The organism is Caballeronia sp. LZ029, from assembly GCF_031451275.1.
GTDB lineage: Bacteria > Pseudomonadota > Gammaproteobacteria > Burkholderiales > Burkholderiaceae > Caballeronia > Caballeronia jiangsuensis.
Genome location: NZ_JARUXO010000001.1, coordinates 1434142 through 1449463, shown reverse-complemented (window position 1 = coordinate 1449463; position 15322 = coordinate 1434142). Strand labels below are relative to the sequence as shown.

Here is a 15322-nt window from a genome sequence, read left to right as displayed (position 1 = left end):
TCGCGCGCGCATGTGTCTGATCGTCTTCGACTGGCAGCCCGCGGCTTCCGAGGAAAGCGGCCGCGCATTGCTGACGCTCTCGGCCAACCGCGACGAATTCCTGCGCCGCGACGCCGAGCCGATGCACTGGTGGAGCGATGCGCCCGGCGTGCTCGCGGGCCGCGATCTGACGGGCGGCGGAACGTGGCTCGGTGTCTCGCGCGATGGCCGTTTCGCGGCGCTCACCAACTATCGCGCGCCGGGCGACATGAAGCCGAACGCGCCGACGCGCGGCACGCTCGTGAGCAATTTTCTCGCGGGCGAGCGGGAAGCGCCCCTGGATTATTTACAGAACGTGGCGCGGGAAGGTCATCGATATAACGGCTTCAACCTGCTGTGCGGAGACTTCACGCGACGCGAACTCGGCTGGTACGGCAATCGCGCCGACGCGCCGCCCGCGTTGCTCGACGCAGGCGTGCATGGCTTGTCCAACAGTCTGTTGAACACGCCCTGGCCGAAGCTCGTCGCGCAACGCGAAGCGCTGTGCGATCTGATTCACGCCGATGAACGCCCGTCGCTCGATGTGCTCATCGACACATTGCGCGATCCGCGTATCGCGAACGACGAGCATCTGCCATCGACGGGTATTTCGATCGAGCGGGAGCGCGTGCTGTCGGCGGCGTTTATCGAAACGCCTGACTACGCAACGCGCAGCACGACGGCGTTGCGCGTGAAGCCGTTTGCGCGGGGGCTATCGCTGGAAATCAAGGAACGTAGCGACGATGACGGGTCGCATCGCATCGTGCGGCCGGGGGCTTTCGAGCGGGCGTTTGCGTTCGAAATTACTTGATCAGCGAAAACGTCGCGCCACATACGCGACTGAGGCGATGAGCAGGACAGTCACGGCGTCAATCGCTGCGAGCGCAGGTCGCGGATCGGTCCACTTATCCATGTTCATCGTGCGTGCGTAGTACGGCGGACCGTCGCTATAGGCTTCGTTCAGATTGACCACATTGAATGCGCCCACGAAAAGCACGCCGCAATAAAGCAAAACGCGAAATCTTTGCTTGGCCATTGCTTTAGTAGCGAACCGTCAACGGTTCATAGAAGTCTTGCGAGTCCGATCTGACATGTTTTCGATTTCGTTCTGCGTCGAGCCGATCCTAACACTTCGGAATCCAGATTAATCCCTCCCGCAAGGAAATTCGGAATTTATCCATTTTCCTTCCGGTCGCTAGGAAGCGTCGAACGCCGCCCGCAACGCCCTCACCGCCTCCGCATGAGCATCGGCGACTTCCGGCACGAATCCGCCCATCTTGAAAAACTCGTGGATCATGCCTTCATACCGCGCGAGCGTCACCACTACGCCCGCCTTTTCGAGCGTGGCGGCAAATGCGATGTCCTCGTCATAAAGCGGATGGTGATCCGCCGCCGCGATCCACGCCGGCGCAACGCCTTTGAAGTCCGGCACGCCGCCCGCCGCATCGAGCGGTGCGAAGCGCCAGTCGTCGCGGTCGCGATCGTCGCGCAGATATTGCGCAAAGAACCACTGGATCGTCTCACCGGAAAGCAGATAGCCCTCCGCGAGCCGCGCGTGCGACGCACTCTTCTGCCACGCGCTCGTGCCCGGATAGATCAGCAATTGCAGCCGCAGATCGATGCCCGCATCGCGCGCGAGCACCGCGCACACGATCGCGAGCGTGCCGCCCGCACTATCTCCGCCGATCGCGAGCCGCGCCGGATCGATGCCGAGCGTCGGCGCTTCCCGAACGAGCCATTGCAGCGCGTCGAACGCATCGTTCACCGCGACGGGAAACTTGTGCTCGGGCGCAAGGCGGTAATCGACCGATACGACCGCGCAGCCCGCGTCGTGCGCGAGCTTGCGGCATAGCGCGTCATGCGTCGATATGCTGCCGACCGTAAAGCCGCCGCCGTGCAGATACATGAGCGCCGCGACAGGCTCGGCCCAGCCCGGCTCGACCGGATGATAGATGCGCACGCCGATCGTTTCGCCATCGCGCGCGGGAATGCGCAGGTCCTCGATGGCGAACATCGGCAGCGGCGCGATGTCGAGAATTTGCGCGCTCATCGCGTACGCGGCGCGCGCCTGTTGCGGCGTGAGCGTGTGATACGGCGGTCGATTCGCGCGCGCGACCATCTCCAGGATTTGCGCGATCTTCGGATTGAGCGGCATCGGCGAAGTGAATGTCAAAGGGACACGATGATGCCACGAACCACGCGGTCAGCGCGGCCGTTTCAGCGACATCGGATCGGTCGGATTGCGCAGTTGCGCGATGTCGTCGAGCCGCAGTTGCACCGACGCCATGATGTTCGGATGCGTGATGACATAGAAGCGCCCTTCGCGCACCGCATCGAACGTCAACAGGGCCACGTCGCGCGCCGTGAGCTTGCCGCCCTCCACCGCTCGCGTGAGTTGCCGGGCCGCGAGCTTCTGCGACGCGGTGTAAGGCGCCTCGTTGGCGAGCGCCTCGGGCCGCGAGCGTTCGGCGTCGGCAATGCCGGTCGGCACGAACGCGGGACACAGCAGCGACACGCCGATCAGCGACGCACCCGCGAGCCGCAAGTCGTGATGAAGCGTCTCGGTCAGCGCGACGACCGCGTGCTTCGATGCGTTGTAGACGCCCATCGCGGGCGCGGCGAGCAGGCCCGCCACGGACGCCGTATTGACGATATGCGCCGGCTCGTTCTGTTCGAGCATGATCGGCACGAACGCGCGCAGTCCGTTCGCGACGCCCATCACGTTCACGCCGAACACCCATTGCCAGTCGTTCGCGCTGTTCTCCCACACGAAGCCGCCCGCGCCGACGCCCGCGTTGTTGAAGAGCAGATGCGCGCCGCCGTACGTTTCGAGCGACGCGCGCGCGAGCGCTTCGACCTGAGCGGCGTCCGACACGTCCGTCGTGACGCCGATCGCATCGCCGCCCTCCGCGCGCACTGCTTCGACAGTTGCGGCGAGCGCGGCGGTGTCGAGATCGGCGAGCACGAGCTTCATGCCGAGCGCCGCGCCCAGTGTCGCGAACTCGCGCCCGAATCCGCTGCCCGAGCCGGTGATGACGGCGACCTTGCCTTCGAAGCGATCCACGTGCGCTCCTTCGCGACTAAACGAGCTTCACGAGTTGCTTGCCGAAGTTCTTGCCGCGCAAGAGGCCGAGGAACGCCTCGGGCGCATTCTCCAGCCCCTCCGCGATGCTCTCGCGAAAATGCAGTTTCTTCGTCGCGACGCGCTCGCCGAGTTCCTTCAGCGCCTGCGGCCAGATATCCAGATGTTCGGAGACGATGAAGCCCTGCAGCTTGAGCCGCTGCGTCAGGATGAGTCGGGGCGCGTCCAGCGGCAAAGGCTTGCCGTCGTAGCCGGAGATCATGCCGCACACGGCGACGCGTCCGAACGCATTCATGCGCGCGAGCACCGCATTGAGCGTGGCGCCACCGACGTTCTCGAAGTAGCCATCGACGCCGTTGGGCGTCGCCGCCTTCAGATCCTCGTAGAGCTTGCCCGCCTTGTAGTCGACGCAGGCATCGAAGCCGAGCGTCTCGACGACATAGCGGCACTTGTCCGGTCCGCCCGCGATGCCCACCGCGCGGCATCCGGCCGCCTTCGCCAGTTGCCCGACGACGCTGCCTACCGCGCCGCTCGCCGCCGACACGACGACCGTCTCGCCGGCCTTCGGCTCGATGATGCGATTGAGCCCGTACCACGCCGTGACGCCCGGCATGCCGACCGCGCCGAGATACGCGGACAGCGGCACGCGCGACGCATCGACCTTGTTCAGGCCGCGGCCGTCGGACGTACCGAACTCCTGCCAGCCGAGCACGCCGACGACGCTATCGCCCACCGCGAACGCCGGGTTGCGCGATTCGCTCACGACGCCCACGGTGCCGCCGATCATCACTTCGTCGAGCGGCTGCGGCGCGGCGTACGATTTCGCGTCGTCCATGCGGCCGCGCATGTACGGATCGAGCGACAGGTAGTGATTGCGCACGCGCACTTCGCCGTCCTGCAGCGGCGCGAGCGGCGTTTCGACCAGCTTGAAGTTCGACACCGACGCCTCGCCTTGCGGGCGCGACACGAGCAAAATTTGGCGGTTGATCTGTGTCTCAGCCATGCGGATTCTCCTTCGCGGATTGTTTGGATCAGGCGTCGCTCGGACCGGGCGTCGCCTTCGGATCGGAACGCATCTTCTGCCTGACGATGTCGCGCCCGACCGCGAGCCGCTTCATGTATTTGAACGTGCCGAGCGCCTTCGCGACGAAGTGGCCTTCGCTGTCGCGGATCTCGCCTTCGCAATAGGCCATCGTCGTCGAGCGATGCAGCACGCGGCCATAGCCGCGCAGTTCGCCGCGGCCCGGCTGCATGAAGTTGACTTTCATCTCGACGGTGACGACGCCTATTCCATCGCCCGCGACGCTGCGCGCGGCGAGCGCAAGCGCTGCGTCGAGAAGCGTCATCGTGACGCCGCCGTGCGCGATGCCCCACGTGTTCAGGTGCGCGTCCTGAAGCGGCATGCGCACTTCGCTCTCGCCGTCGGCGGCTTTGACGAGCTGCACGCCGAGCGCGTCGATGAACGGGCTTTCGATCGAAACGTTGCTCGAGGAATCTGAAGAAGACATCGCGCTCACACTTCGTAATCGACGCACTGCCGGTCTTCGCGGATCGCCGCGACGAAGTCCTTCAGCGCCTGATGCTTCGGATGAACCTGATAGGCTTCGAGCGCGGCGTGGTCGTCGAAGTCGGAGACCAGCACGACGTCATACGTGCACGCGAAACCGGGCTGCGCGGTGCCGACTTCGAAATGTCCCTGCCCCTTGACGATGCTGCGGCAGGTTTCGAGCTTCGCCTTCAGCTTTTCGGCGTTCTCGGCGCGGCTCGCGCCCTCGGCGTTTTCCTTCAGCTTCCACATGACGATGTGACGTAGCACGGCGACTCCTGTTGTCGAACGAGAACTGAAGCGTAGCAAAAATCGCCGTGCGGCGAGAAACGCGCAACCGTCACACGATTTCGAACAGCCCCGCAGCCCCTTGCCCGCCGCCGATGCACATCGTGACCACGACGAACTTCGCGCCGCGCCGCTTGCCTTCGATGAGCGCATGGCCCGTCAGCCGCGCGCCCGAGACGCCGTACGGATGCCCGACCGCGATCGCGCCGCCGTTCACGTTCAGGCGATCGTCGGGAATGCCCAGCGTGTCGCGGCAATAGAGCACCTGCACGGCGAAGGCTTCGTTCAGCTCCCACAGGCCGATATCGTCGACGGACAAGCCCGCGCGCTTCAAGAGCTTCGGCACGGCGAACACCGGACCGATGCCCATTTCGTCAGGCTCGCAGCCCGCGACCGCGAAGCCGCGGAAGATGCCGAGCGGCTGAAGTCCTTCTTTCTCGGCGAGCGTCGCGTTCATCACGACGCACGCCGATGCGCCGTCGGAAAACTGGCTTGCGTTGCCCGCCGTGACGACCCCGCCGGGCAGCGCGGTCCGAATGTTCGACACGCCTTCGAGCGTCGTGTCGGCGCGGATGCCTTCGTCGGCGGCGAGCGTCACTTCCTTCGTGAACATGCGGCCCGTCGCCTTGTCGGCGATGCCGGCGAGCACGGTGATCGGCACGATTTCATCGTCGAACCTGCCCGCGGCCTGAGCCGCCGCCGCGCGCTGCTGCGAGCGCACGCCGTATTCGTCCTGCCGCGCCTTCGATATCTCGTAGCGCTTCGCGACATTCTCGGCGGTCTGCAACATCGACCAGTAGATCTCCGGCTTGTTCTGGTTCAGCCAGCCATCGGTGAGCATGTGGCGGTTCATTTCGTTCTGCACGCACGAGATCGATTCGACGCCGCCCGCGACGTACACATCGCCCTCGCCCGCGATCACGCGCTGCGCGGCGAGCGCGATCGTCTGCAAGCCCGACGAGCAGAACCGATTCACCGTCATGCCGGCCACGGAAACGGGCAGACCCGCGCGCAATGCGATCTGCCGCGCGATGTTCATGCCCGTCGCGCCTTCGGGATTCGCGCAGCCCATGATGATGTCTTCGACGCGCGCCGGATCGATGCCCGCGCGTTCGACGACGGCCTTCGTCACGTGGCCGCCGAGCGTCGCGCCGTGGGTCATGTTGAGCGCGCCGCGCCACGATTTGGCGAGCGCGGTGCGCGCCGTCGATACGATGACTGCATCGGTCATGTTGTCTCCCTTGCCTTAATTGAGTATGTCTGCTGACTTCACGTGCCGCACGCCGGCGTCGCGCATCTCCTGCCACGCGCGCTTGAGCGAGCCGTCGAGATCGATCGCGCGGCACGCGTCCTCGATCATGGTCACGTCGAAGCCCGCCGCGCGCGCATCGAGCGCGGACCACGCGACGCAATAGTCGGTCGCGAGTCCCGCGAGCCAGATGTGCTTCGCGCCGACGTTGCGCAGATAGCCTTCGAGGCCGGTCGGTGTGACGCGATCGCCTTCGATGAACGCCGAGTAGCTGTCGACCTGCTCGTGATGTCCCTTGCGGATCACGAGCCGGGCGTGCGGCACATGCAGATCGCGATGCAGCGCCGCGCCCTCGGTGTCCTGCACGCAATGAACCGGCCACAGCACCTGTTCGCCGTACGGCAGCGTCATCGTCTCAAACGGCTTTCGGCCTGCGTGATTCGCCGCGAACGACACATGCGAGCGCGGATGCCAGTCCTGCGTCAGCACGACATGCGAGAACGCGCGGGCAAGCCGGTTGACGATGGGCACGACTTCATCGCCGCGGGCGACGGCAAGCGCCCCGCCCGGCATGAAGTCGTACTGCACATCCACGACGAGCAACACGTCTTCGACGGGTTTCATCTCAGTCATTGAAGCGTCCATTCGACTGCGCGAGCCGGGTCACGAGCGCGGCGGGCTGCCACGCTTCGCCGTTGGCCTGCTTTGCGTACTTGCGCATCGCGCGCTCCACGTTGTAGAGGCCGATGGTGTCCGCATAGAGCATCGGGCCGCCGCGCCAGAGCGGAAAGCCGTAGCCCGTCAGATAGACCATGTCGATATCCGACGCCTTGCTGGCGATGCCTTCCGCGAGAATCTTCGCGCCTTCGTTCACGAGCGAGAGCACGAGGCGCTCGACGATCTCTTCGTCGCCGATCTTGCGCCGCCCGACGCCGCGCTCGTTCGAATACGCGACGATCATGTCGTTGACGAGTTTCGACGGCGCCGCGTCGCGCCTGCCCGGCTGATAGTCGTACCAGCCTGCGCCGGTTTTCTGCCCGAAGCGTCCCGTCTCGCACAGGCGATCCGCGACGCGCGAATAGTGCAGATCGGGCTGCTCCCGATAGCGGCGCTTTCTGATCGCCCAGCCGATGTCGTTGCCCGCGAGATCGCTCATGCGGAACGGGCCCATCGCGAAGCCGAATTTTTCGATCGCGCGATCGATCTGCGCGGGCAACGCACCTTCCTCCAGCATGAAAAGCGCTTGCCGGATGTACTGCTCGATCATCCGGTTGCCGATGAAACCGTCGCACACGCCCGACACCACCGCCGTCTTCTTGATCTTCTTCGCGAGCTGCATGATGGTGGCGAGCACGTCCTTGTCCGTCTTCTCGCCGCGCACGACTTCGAGCAGCTTCATCACGTTAGCGGGGCTGAAGAAGTGCATGCCGATGACATCGCCGGGGCGCTTCGTGAACGCGGCGATCCGGTTCAGATCGAGCGTCGATGTGTTCGATGCGAGGATCGCGCCGGGCTTCGCGATTTCATCGAGCTGGCGGAACACCTGCTCCTTCACGCCCAGTTCCTCGAACACGGCTTCGATGATCAGATCCGCGTTCGCCAGATCGGAGAACGACAGCGTCGGCCGAATCAGCGCCATGCGCTCTTCGACCTTCTCCTGCGTGAGCTTGCCCTTTTTGACCTGGGCTTCGTAGTTGCGTCGGATCGTGGCGAGCCCGCGATCGATCGCGTCCTGCTTCGTTTCGAGCAGCACGACGGGCAAGCCCGCGTTGAGGAAGTTCATCGCGATGCCGCCGCCCATCGTGCCCGCGCCGATCACGCCGATTTGCGCGATGGTCCTGGCAGGCGTATTCGACGGCACATCGGCGATCTTGGCGGCCGCCCGCTCGCCGAAAAACGCATGCCGCAGCGCGCGGCTCTCGGGCGTCTGCACGAGCGCGAGAAAGCATTCGCGTTCGAATGCGAGACCGCGCTCGAAGCCTTCCTTCACGCCCTTCTCGACCGCATCGATGCACTTGTGCGGCGCCGGGAATTGCTTCGCGACCGCCGCGACGCCGTTCCTCGCGAACTGGATGAAACCTTCGGCGTTCGGGTGCTCGATCTTGCGGTCGCGCACTTTCGGATGCGGACCGCCCCAGTCCGCCGCCTTGCTCGCGAACGACAGCGCGCGGGTCAGCAGTTCGCCTTCGACGAGTTCGTCGAAGAGCTCGGTCTGCGCGAGCGTCTCCGACGGAACCGGCGCACCCGACACGATCATGTTCAGCGCCGTCTCCAGCCCGACCACGCGCGGCAGGCGCTGCGTGCCGCCCGCGCCGGGCAGCAGGCCGAGCTTCACTTCCGGCAGCGCGATCTGCGCGCCAGGCGCGGCGATGCGGTAGTGCGCGCCGAGCGCGAGTTCGAGACCGCCGCCCATCGCGACCGCGTGGATCGCCGCGACCACCGGCTTCGCGCTCTCTTCCAGCGCCTTGATCACGGTCATGAGCGTGGGCTCTTGCGTGGCTTTCGGCGTGTTGAATTCGGTGATGTCCGCGCCGCCTGAAAATGCCTTGCCCGCGCCGATGATGACGATGGCGCGCACGTCGTCGTCATCGTTCGCGCGTTCGATGCCTTCTACGATGCCCGCGCGCGTCGAATGGCCGAGCCCGTTGACCGGCGGGTTATCGAGGGTAATGACCGCGATGCCGCCGCGGTTCGTGTAGTCCACTGCCATGAGTGTCTCCTGTCGACCGGATATCGGATTAATTGTGGGCGATGGGTGCAGAATACACAAAAAAGCACGACCGTTCAATTAATATGATTGCCTAGTGTCATGCAGACGCCGAATACGACAAAGCCCCGGTTCCGCGCGAGCGGACCGGGGCTTTGACGGGCGTGACTGCGTTAGACGGAGTTTTCCGTCGCGTGCGGCAGCACGTGATCGCGATACTGCTCGCGCAGACGCAGCTTCTGCAGCTTGCCGGTCGCGGTATGCGGCAAAGACTCGGCGAACACGACATCGTCCGGAATCCACCACTTCACGACCTTGCCCTCGAAATGCGCGAGCAGTTCCTCGCGCGTGACGGTGGCGTCGGGCTTGAGCACCGCCACGATCAACGGCCGCTCCGTCCACTTCGGATGCGAACACGCGATGCACGCGGCCTCCGCCACTTGCGGATGCGACACCGCGATATTTTCCAGCTCGATCGAGCTGATCCATTCGCCGCCGGACTTGATGACGTCCTTGCTGCGATCGGTGATCTGCATGAATCCGTCCGGATCGATGGTCGCGACATCGCCCGTCGGGAACCAGCCGTCGACGAGCGGCGAGTCGTCGCGACGGAAATACCGGTCGATGACCCACGGCCCGCGCACGTACAGATCGCCGAAGGACTTTCCGTCCCACGGCAGCTCGGAGCCGTCGTCGCCGACGACTTTCATATCGACGCCGAAGAGCGTGTGCCCCTGCTTCTCCAGCGAGCGGCGCTGCTCTTCGAGCGGGCGCTGCTTCTGCCTGAAGTTCAGACGTGCGAGCGTGCCGAGCGGCGACATCTCCGTCATGCCCCACGCGTGGATCACCTGCACGCCGTACTCTTCCTCGAAGATGCGCAGCATCGCGGGCGGACACGCGGAGCCGCCGATCACCGTGCGCTTCAACGTCGAAAAGCGCACGTTCTGCTGCTTCATGTACGTGAGCAGCGCCATCCAGACGGTCGGCACGCCCGCCGAATACGTGACGCCTTCCGCCTCCATCAGCTCGTAGAGCGATTTGCCGTCGAGGTCCTTGCCGGGGAACACGAGTTTCGCGCCGACGAGCGGCCCCGCATGCGGAATGCCCCACGCGTTGACGTGGAACATGGGCACGACAGGCAGAATCGCATCGCTCGACGACGCGCCCATCGCATCGGGCAGCGACGCGCCGTACGCGTGCAGCACCGTCGATCGATGCGAGTACAGCGCGCCCTTCGGATTGCCGGTCGTGCCCGACGTGTAGCAGAGAAACGAGGCCTGGCGCTCGTCGAGCATCGGCCATTCGTAGTCGCCGTCGTGTTCGCCGATGAGGCTCTCGTAGCTCATCACCGGCACGCTCATGTCCGACAGATGCTCGCCGATGCACGCGGCGTCGCCGAGCGCGATCCAGCCTTTCACGTTCGGACACTGCGGCGCGATAAGTTCGACGAGCGGGCCGAACGTCATGTCGAAGCAGACATAGGAATCGTCGGCGTGATCGATGATGAACGCGATCTGATCGGGAAAGAGACGCGGATTGATCGTGTGGCACACGGCGCCCATGCCGCTCACGCCGTAGTAGCACTCCAGATGTCTGTAGCCGTTCCATGCGAGCGTGCCGATGCGCTCGCCCTGCTCGACCCCGAGCGCGGTCAGCGCCTGCGCAAGCTGCTTCGCGCGCTTCTCGCAATCGCGGTACGTGTAGCGGTGGATGTCGCCTTCGATGCGGCGCGACACGATCTCGTTATCGCCGAAGTGGCGCGAGGCATGGGACAGCAGGGACGACGCGAGCAGCGGTACTTCCATCATCTGGCCGTAGAGCGGCGACGTCATAGGCGGGGTCCTCGATTCTGTCGGATGATGATCGGATGGCCGGGCCACGCTCCTGCAGGCCCGCGGGCGCGGAATTACAATATCGTTTAACTCAGAGGCGCTCAATATGTCGTTTTCCCCAAGCAATGCCGTACGCGCGACGCGCGACGAGACGCCCGCCGACGCGCGTTCCATGAGCGAAATCGCCGGCGCGATTCGCGTCGGCGAGCCCGGTTCGTTCGCCGCGCTCGGCAGCGCTTTTCTCACGCGTCTTCCCGCCGCGCCGGTGCCCGATCCGTATCTCGTCGGGCTTTCGCGCGAGATGGCCGAATCGCTCGGTTTCGATCCGCAAGTCGCCACCGGCCCCGAAAAGGATGCATTCGCCGCGTACTTCGCCGGCAATCCGACGCGCGACTGGGCGAGCGAATCGCTGCCCTATGCGGCCGTGTATTCGGGGCATCAATTCGGCGTGTGGGCGGGTCAACTGGGCGATGGCCGCGCGCTCACGCTCGGCGAGGTTGAACACGATGGCGCGCGCCTCGAAGTGCAACTGAAGGGCGCGGGACGCACGCCCTACTCGCGCATGGGCGACGGCCGCGCGGTGCTGCGCTCGTCGATCCGCGAGTTCCTGTGCTCGGAAGCGATGCACCATCTCGGCATTCCGACGACGCGCGCGCTCGCGGTCATCGGCTCGGATCTGCCGGTGCGCCGCGAGACCATCGAAACGGCGGCGATCGTCACGCGCGTGTCGCCGAGCTTCGTGCGTTTCGGCCACTTCGAGCATTTCTATGCGAACGACCGCATAGACGATCTGCGCACCCTCGCCGATCACGTGATCGACCGCTTTTATCCGCATTGCCGCGACGCCGACGATCCCTATATCGCGCTGCTCGACGAAGCCGTGCGCTCCACGGCCGATCTGATGGCGCAATGGCAAGGCGTAGGCTTCTGCCACGGCGTGATGAACACCGACAACATGTCGATTCTCGGCCTCACGATCGACTACGGTCCGTTCGGCTTCATGGACGCCTTCAACGCGCATCACGTCTGCAATCACTCGGATACGCAGGGACGCTATTCCTATGGCCGCCAGCCGCAGGTCGGGTACTGGAACCTCTTCTGTCTCGCGCAGGCGCTCGTGCCGCTCTTCGGCGGGAATCTGCCCGAGGAAGGACGCGCCGAGCGCGTGGTCGAAGAGGCGCAGAAGGTGATGGAGCGATACAAGGATCGCTTCGGGCCCGCGCTCGTCGCGACGATGCGCGCGAAGCTCGGCCTCGAAGTCGAGCGCGACGGCGACGACAAGCTCGCCAACGGTCTCTTCGAAATCATGCATGCGAATCGCGCGGACTTCACGCTCACGTTCCGGAACTTGTCGAAGCTCTCGAAATCCGACGCGAGCCAGGATGCGCCGGTGCGCGATCTGTTCCTCGACCGCGCCGCCTTCGATGCGTGGGCCGTGCAGTATCGCGAGCGCCTGGCGCACGAGCCGCGCGACGACGCCGCCCGCGCCACGGCGATGAATCGCGTGAATCCGAAATACGTGCTGCGCAATCATCTGGCGGAACAGGCGATCCGCCGGGCGGCCGAGAAGGACTTTTCAGAAGTGGAGCGCCTCCTGGACGTGCTGCGCCATCCGTACGACGAACAGCCGCAATACGAGGCCTATGCCGGCCTGCCGCCCAACTGGGCGAGCGACCTCGAAGTCAGTTGTTCTTCGTAGGATCGCCCTCATATACAAGGCCTTCCCGGCCAGACCAAAGGAACGAGAGATGAGCAGAGAAGACACCCCGACGAACTATCCGCTGCAGAAAGACGACGCCACCTACCGCCGTGAACTGGACGACATGCAGTATCAGGTCACGCGTCATGCCGTGACCGAGCGCCCGTTCACCGGCAAATACTGGGATCACGACGAGCGCGGCATCTACGATTGCGTGTGCTGCGGCACGCCGCTTTTCGAATCCGCCACGAAATTCGATGCCGGTTGCGGCTGGCCCAGCTACTTCAAGCCGATCAACGGCGAAGTGATCCAGGAGAAAACCGACCGCACGCACGGCATGCTGCGCATCGAAGTGCTGTGCAAGAACTGCGGCGCGCATCTCGGCCATGTATTCGAGGACGGCCCCGCGCCGACCGGCCTGCGGTATTGCATCAACTCGGCTGCGCTACAATTCGAACCCAAGTAAGCGCGAGCCCGGCACCCTCGCTCGGGAAGCGACCGTGCCACGCCGTACCGACGCCCGCTCCGTTCGAGCGGGCGTTCTTCCCTCGCGCGCCTCGCATCCATCCGATGCCCATCACGTCCGGACGCCAATGAAATTTCTGTTCGATCTGTTTCCGATCATTCTCTTTTTCGTCGCTTTCAAGGTCTGGGGCATCTATACCGCGACGGCGGTTGCGATCGCGGCGACGCTCGTGCAGATCGCCTGGGTCGCGTTCCGTCATCGCAAGGTCGATCCGATGCTGTGGGTGAGCCTCGGCGTCGTCGTCGTGTTTGGCGGCGCGACGCTCGTGCTGCATAACGACACCTTCATCAAATGGAAGCCGACGGCGCTCTACTGGCTGTTCGCGTTCGCGCTGATCGTCGCGCAGATCGGTTTCAGAAAAAATCTGATCGAAGCGATGATGGGCAAGCAGATCGTGCTGCCGCATCGCGTGTGGGGACAATTGAACGTCGCGTGGGCCGTGTTCTTCGCGCTGCTCGGCATCGTGAACCTCTTCGTCGCGTATAACTACACGACGGATCAGTGGGTCAACTTCAAGCTCTTCGGCGCGACGGGCTGTCTCGTCCTGTTCATCGTCGCGCAGAGCTTCTGGCTCGCGAAACACATGAAGGAGGACGGACAATGAACGCATCGTTCGATTTCATGAGCGCGTCGGCGGCGGACAAGATCGCGCATCTCGAAGCGCGCCTGAACGAGACGCTGCAACCGCAATCGGTGCATATCGACGACGACAGCGCCGCGCACGCGGGCCATGCGGGCGCGGCGGCCGGCAGCCACTACACGGTGACGATCGTCGCGGCGTGCTTCGCTGGCAAGGCGCGCGTGGCGCGGCATCGGCTGGTGTATGATGCGCTGGCCGAGGAAATGCGGCGCGGCGTGCACGCGCTCGCGATCCGGGCTTACACGCCGCAGGAGTTCGCAGAACAATTCGAATAGACGCGCGCGCGCTTCATCACAAAGCTTTGCCTCTTAAATTCGCCTCTGAAGGCGTCTGTTTGCTCAGTTAGGAACCTCCGATGACTTTGAAAAAAACCCGCGTCTGGGTGTTGCTGGCTGCGTTCGCGGCTGCGCCCGCCTTTGCGCAAAACGTCGCCGTCGTCAACGGCACGCCGATTCCCACGTCGCGCGCCGATGCGCTCGTGAAGCAGCTCGTCGCGCAGGGTCAGCAGGACTCGCCGCAACTTCAGCAGGCCGTGCGCGAGGAACTCATCAACCGCGAAATCCTGATGCAGGAAGCCGCGCGTGAAGGCATCGCGACGCGTCCCGACGTGAAGGCGCAGGTCGCCGTGGCGCAGCAGACCGTCGTGCTGCGCGCGCTGATCGAAGACTTCGTGAAGAAGAACACGCCGACCGACGCCGAGATCAAGGCGCGCTACGACCAGCTCGTCAAGCAGAACGGTGGCGGCAAGGAACTGCATCTGCATCACATTCTCGTCGCGGACGAAGCGCAGGCGAAGGATCTGATCGCGAAGATCAAGGCCGGCGCGAGCTTCGAGGATCTCGCCAAGCAATATTCGAAAGACCCGGGATCGGGCAAGAACGGCGGCGATCTGGACTGGTCGTCGCCTTCGGCTTACGTGCCGGAATTCGGCGCGGCCGCGGAGAAGCTGAAGAAGGGCGAAGTCACGCCGGAGCCGGTGAAGACGCAGTTCGGCTGGCACGTGATCCGTCTGGACGATTCGCGTGAAATCGCCCCGCCGCCGCTCGATCAGGTCAAGACGCAGATCGCACAGCAGATTCAGCAGGAGAAGCTGCAGGCATTCGAAGAAGGTCTGCGAAGCAAGGCGGTGATCAAGTAAGCGTGCTTGCCTGATCGTTCCGTTCGCGCCTCCGCGATCCATGACAAAGCCGCCCTCGGGCGGCTTTGTCGTTTCTGACGCAAAGCGCGATCAGCCGAGGAAGCGTCGCGCGTTCTGGAACACGCGCAGCCACGGGCTGCCGTCGGTGGTCCAGTCGTCGGGCGTCCAGCTCATCTGCACGTTACGATGCACGCGCTCCATGTGCGGCATCAGCACGGTGAAGCGGCCATCGGGCGTCGTGACGGACGTGATGCCCTGCGGCGAGCCATTCGGGTTGAACGGATACTGCTCCGTCGCATTGCCGCGATGATCGACATAGCGCATCGCGACGAGCGCCTGCGCCTGATCGCCCTGCTGCGAGAAGTCGGCGAAACCTTCGCCGTGCGCGACCGCCACCGGAATGCGCGAGCCTTCCATGCCGGCGAAGAAGATCGACGGCGAGCTTTGCACCTCGACGAGCGAGAAGCGCGCCTCGAACTGCTCCGACTTGTTGCGCGTGAACTTCGGCCAGTTTTCCGCGCCGGCCTTGATCTTCGCGATCAGATCCTTCGCCTGCGCTTCGTCCGCGACGAGAATGTGATGCAGATGCAGTTCCTT

17 protein-coding genes are annotated in these 15322 nt (G+C 64.5%); 6 read left to right on the top strand and 11 right to left on the bottom strand.

Translation table 11 applies throughout. The features are described from left to right. Nucleotides 1–10 precede the first annotated feature (10 nt). The gene (locus tag QCE73_RS06930) at nucleotides 11–829 is read left to right on the top strand and encodes an NRDE family protein (RefSeq protein WP_309880363.1); all 819 of its coding nucleotides are present in this window, start codon (nucleotides 11–13) and stop codon (nucleotides 827–829) included. On the opposite strand, the gene QCE73_RS06925 is transcribed toward QCE73_RS06930, so the two are convergent. The 10 genes from QCE73_RS06925 to QCE73_RS06880 all read right to left on the bottom strand — a co-directional run bounded on the left by QCE73_RS06925 (nucleotide 830) and on the right by QCE73_RS06880 (nucleotide 10722). After that, nucleotides 830–1006, bottom strand: coding sequence for a hypothetical protein (locus tag QCE73_RS06925; RefSeq protein ID WP_309880362.1), 177 nt, complete (start codon nucleotides 1004–1006; stop codon nucleotides 830–832). A gap of 207 nt (nucleotides 1007–1213) precedes the next feature. Continuing rightward, complete coding sequence (locus QCE73_RS06920; RefSeq protein ID WP_309881931.1) at nucleotides 1214–2173, bottom strand: alpha/beta hydrolase; 960 nt, start codon at nucleotides 2171–2173, stop codon at nucleotides 1214–1216. 48 nt (nucleotides 2174–2221) lie between these two features. Continuing rightward, nucleotides 2222–3082 (bottom strand): SDR family oxidoreductase, encoded by an 861-nt coding sequence (locus QCE73_RS06915; RefSeq protein ID WP_309880360.1) that lies wholly within the window; start codon nucleotides 3080–3082, stop codon nucleotides 2222–2224. 16 nt (nucleotides 3083–3098) lie between these two features. After that, nucleotides 3099–4103: an NADP-dependent oxidoreductase gene (locus QCE73_RS06910; protein WP_309880358.1), complete on the bottom strand. Its 1005-nt coding sequence runs from the start codon at nucleotides 4101–4103 to the stop codon at nucleotides 3099–3101. Between the two features lie 28 nt (nucleotides 4104–4131). Beyond that, nucleotides 4132–4617 carry a PaaI family thioesterase gene (locus QCE73_RS06905; protein ID WP_035498666.1) on the bottom strand — a complete coding sequence of 162 codons (486 nt, stop codon included), beginning with the start codon at nucleotides 4615–4617 and terminating at the stop codon, nucleotides 4132–4134. Next, complete coding sequence (locus tag QCE73_RS06900; protein ID WP_035498667.1) at nucleotides 4614–4916, bottom strand: Dabb family protein; 303 nt, start codon at nucleotides 4914–4916, stop codon at nucleotides 4614–4616. Before QCE73_RS06900 ends, QCE73_RS06905 begins: the two co-directional genes overlap by 4 nt. A 70-nt stretch (nucleotides 4917–4986) precedes the next feature. Next, the gene (locus QCE73_RS06895) at nucleotides 4987–6165 is read right to left on the bottom strand and encodes an acetyl-CoA C-acyltransferase (RefSeq protein WP_309880355.1); all 1179 of its coding nucleotides are present in this window, start codon (nucleotides 6163–6165) and stop codon (nucleotides 4987–4989) included. 15 nt (nucleotides 6166–6180) lie between these two features. Beyond that, nucleotides 6181–6807 carry a bifunctional nicotinamidase/pyrazinamidase gene (gene pncA / locus QCE73_RS06890; protein WP_309881930.1) on the bottom strand — a complete coding sequence of 209 codons (627 nt, stop codon included), beginning with the start codon at nucleotides 6805–6807 and terminating at the stop codon, nucleotides 6181–6183. Between the two features lies 1 nt (nucleotide 6808). Continuing rightward, nucleotides 6809–8893 (bottom strand): 3-hydroxyacyl-CoA dehydrogenase NAD-binding domain-containing protein, encoded by a 2085-nt coding sequence (locus QCE73_RS06885; protein WP_309880353.1) that lies wholly within the window; start codon nucleotides 8891–8893, stop codon nucleotides 6809–6811. Nucleotides 8894–9063: 170 nt separating this feature from the next. After that, nucleotides 9064–10722: a 3-(methylthio)propionyl-CoA ligase gene (locus QCE73_RS06880; protein ID WP_309880351.1), complete on the bottom strand. Its 1659-nt coding sequence runs from the start codon at nucleotides 10720–10722 to the stop codon at nucleotides 9064–9066. Nucleotides 10723–10894: 172 nt separating this feature from the next. On the opposite strand from QCE73_RS06880, the gene QCE73_RS06875 reads away from it, so the two are divergent. From QCE73_RS06875 to QCE73_RS06855, 5 genes are all read left to right on the top strand, one after another. Beyond that, nucleotides 10895–12421: a protein adenylyltransferase SelO family protein gene (locus tag QCE73_RS06875; RefSeq protein ID WP_309880349.1), complete on the top strand. Its 1527-nt coding sequence runs from the start codon at nucleotides 10895–10897 to the stop codon at nucleotides 12419–12421. A 49-nt stretch (nucleotides 12422–12470) separates the two neighbouring features. Further along, nucleotides 12471–12887 carry a peptide-methionine (R)-S-oxide reductase MsrB gene (gene msrB, locus QCE73_RS06870; RefSeq protein WP_035498674.1) on the top strand — a complete coding sequence of 139 codons (417 nt, stop codon included), beginning with the start codon at nucleotides 12471–12473 and terminating at the stop codon, nucleotides 12885–12887. Nucleotides 12888–13014: 127 nt separating this feature from the next. Further along, nucleotides 13015–13551: a septation protein A gene (locus QCE73_RS06865; protein ID WP_035498675.1), complete on the top strand. Its 537-nt coding sequence runs from the start codon at nucleotides 13015–13017 to the stop codon at nucleotides 13549–13551. Then, nucleotides 13548–13862 (top strand): BolA family transcriptional regulator, encoded by a 315-nt coding sequence (locus tag QCE73_RS06860; RefSeq protein ID WP_187604777.1) that lies wholly within the window; start codon nucleotides 13548–13550, stop codon nucleotides 13860–13862. Before QCE73_RS06865 ends, QCE73_RS06860 begins: the two co-directional genes overlap by 4 nt. An 80-nt stretch (nucleotides 13863–13942) precedes the next feature. Beyond that, nucleotides 13943–14725, top strand: a complete 783-nt coding sequence (locus QCE73_RS06855) for a peptidylprolyl isomerase (protein WP_238215667.1) — start codon at nucleotides 13943–13945, stop codon at nucleotides 14723–14725. A 90-nt stretch (nucleotides 14726–14815) separates the two neighbouring features. On the opposite strand, the gene QCE73_RS06850 is transcribed toward QCE73_RS06855, so the two are convergent. Then, nucleotides 14816–15322 (bottom strand): phosphoribosylformylglycinamidine synthase subunit PurQ (locus QCE73_RS06850; protein WP_309880346.1); only part of this gene is annotated, 507 nt, incomplete at its 5' end.

Coding starts and splice junctions, on each gene's coding strand:
- QCE73_RS06930 (WP_309880363.1), top strand. CDS start 11: ATGTGTCTGATCGTCTTCGACTGGCAGCCCGCGGCTTCCGAGGAAAGC.
- QCE73_RS06920 (WP_309881931.1), bottom strand. CDS start 2,173: ATGCCGCTCAATCCGAAGATCGCGCAAATCCTGGAGATGGTCGCGCGC.
- QCE73_RS06910 (WP_309880358.1), bottom strand. CDS start 4,103: ATGGCTGAGACACAGATCAACCGCCAAATTTTGCTCGTGTCGCGCCCG.
- QCE73_RS06895 (WP_309880355.1), bottom strand. CDS start 6,165: ATGACCGATGCAGTCATCGTATCGACGGCGCGCACCGCGCTCGCCAAA.
- pncA (WP_309881930.1), bottom strand. CDS start 6,807: ATGAAACCCGTCGAAGACGTGTTGCTCGTCGTGGATGTGCAGTACGAC.
- QCE73_RS06885 (WP_309880353.1), bottom strand. CDS start 8,893: ATGGCAGTGGACTACACGAACCGCGGCGGCATCGCGGTCATTACCCTC.
- QCE73_RS06880 (WP_309880351.1), bottom strand. CDS start 10,722: ATGACGTCGCCGCTCTACGGCCAGATGATGGAAGTACCGCTGCTCGCG.
- QCE73_RS06875 (WP_309880349.1), top strand. CDS start 10,895: ATGAGCGAAATCGCCGGCGCGATTCGCGTCGGCGAGCCCGGTTCGTTC.
- msrB (WP_035498674.1), top strand. CDS start 12,471: ATGAGCAGAGAAGACACCCCGACGAACTATCCGCTGCAGAAAGACGAC.
- QCE73_RS06865 (WP_035498675.1), top strand. CDS start 13,015: ATGAAATTTCTGTTCGATCTGTTTCCGATCATTCTCTTTTTCGTCGCT.
- QCE73_RS06860 (WP_187604777.1), top strand. CDS start 13,548: ATGAACGCATCGTTCGATTTCATGAGCGCGTCGGCGGCGGACAAGATC.
- QCE73_RS06855 (WP_238215667.1), top strand. CDS start 13,943: ATGACTTTGAAAAAAACCCGCGTCTGGGTGTTGCTGGCTGCGTTCGCG.